Annotated in this window: 1 protein-coding gene; it reads right to left on the bottom strand. The window is 45.0% G+C overall.

Annotated features, from left to right (window positions below):
• Nucleotides 1-91: 91 nt before the first annotated feature.
• The gene (locus BLU80_RS19330; protein WP_091401615.1) at nucleotides 92-1,462 is read right to left on the bottom strand and encodes a glycoside hydrolase family 32 protein; all 1,371 of its coding nucleotides are present in this window, start codon (nucleotides 1,460-1,462) and stop codon (nucleotides 92-94) included.
• Nucleotides 1,463-1,594: the final 132 nt, after the last annotated feature.

Genomic DNA, 1,594 nt, shown 5'->3' with positions numbered 1-1,594 from the left:
CAAGTATTTGAATAAGAGATCATATTCCAATAATTAGCCGGCAAATCTAATCTAGCTACTCATAAAGGCAATGACGGTTCTAGCCGAACGCTTACGCGCTAAAATCAACATATAACAGCTGTTTCTCTGCATCATAACCTACGACAACTTTATTGTTATTCAGGCTGTCCTGGGCAATATTGAATCCTGCTTTTTGAGCTTCATTTACATCAATAGTCGCTTCAGCCCAGTAGGCATTACCCATCTGCGTATTCTTATTATTGCCAGTGGAGCTAACCGGATGGAAGCTATTGTTATTTAAAGAGATATTAGTAAGGCTGATCTTCTTTCCTTTTGACTGGCGGGATAAGTTCTTGCTAATTAATGCGGCAGGACGCTGATAAAGCCGGATTCCTTCCGGTGTCCTCCGCAAAGAGAGATCTCTTGGGATGGACATTTGCCCCCGCCAGGGATTGACGTCTACTTTGCCCGGAACCAGCCAGCCTAACAGCGTTTTCCTGTTCATGCCCAGATGCCAGGGGATAGCCGCATAGAAGCAATCTCCGTCGTCCACGGTCAGATCCAGGTCAGCCGGATTGTCATTATGGAAGGTTTTTCCGTCAAACTCACCGATGAAGTATTGCATATAAGGCCCTTTGGTACCCCAGCAAGAGACAAGAAGCACCCATTTTGACAATTTTGCGTTCTCTTTCCCATTAGCTGTAGCTTCTACAGGCAACTGGAATAATGCCGGACACTCCCAGTCATGACCCGTATATCCCGCCGGCCCAAAATCACTGAGCGGCTCCCAGTTTTTCAGGTTTTCAGAGCCGTAAAACCTGATTTTGTGTTCATGTACCAGGGAAACAGCCATGATCCATTTATTAGAGGGCGCGTACCAGAAAACATTCGGGTCCCTAAAATCAGGCCTGTTAATGTCGATGACCGGATCGCCCGTATAGAGCGAGAATGAATTGCCGTTATCATTACTATAGGCTATATACTGTGCCTGTTTTTTTTGCTTAGGTAGATCCCCCGTAAAGATTGCCACAATAGGAGCCTTGCCTTTCTGGCCGAACCCGCTGGTGTTTTGTGGATCTATCACGGCCGACCCGGAAAATATGGAGATAGTGGTATCCGGTTTATTGATTTCCGGTATAGCCACCGGTAGATGTTGCCAATGGACCAGGTCCTTACTGGTGGCATGCCCCCAGCTCATATGCCCCCATACATTATCAAAAGGGTTATTCTGGTAATATAAATGGTAGACACCGTCTTTGTAAAATAATCCGTTAGGATCATTGGTCCATGTATTTAGTGGCGTAAAATGATAGACAGGACGGTACTGTTCTGTTGGCAACTTGCCGGCAGTTGCAGAAGACACCTGCGCCTGCACTTGCGACGTGAACGGAATAAGGCCCAGGCCTATCAATAGGACACTCATGGCAAATCCCCGCTTTTTAAATAGGTTTTTCCTCGTCATACTGTTACTTTTAATAATTGTTATGAATAATCGGTTGATAATTAGAGTCTGCTCAATAACTCACCGCTAGGTGGTCATTAACACATTATAATAATTTTTAATTCTGAAATTTCCGGCTAGCCTGACTACATG

It is taken from the genome of Arachidicoccus rhizosphaerae (genome assembly GCF_900107765.1).
GTDB classification, from domain to species: domain Bacteria; phylum Bacteroidota; class Bacteroidia; order Chitinophagales; family Chitinophagaceae; genus Arachidicoccus; species Arachidicoccus rhizosphaerae.
Note: the sequence above shows the minus strand (reverse complement) of the source record. Positions and strands in the feature narration are given on the sequence as shown.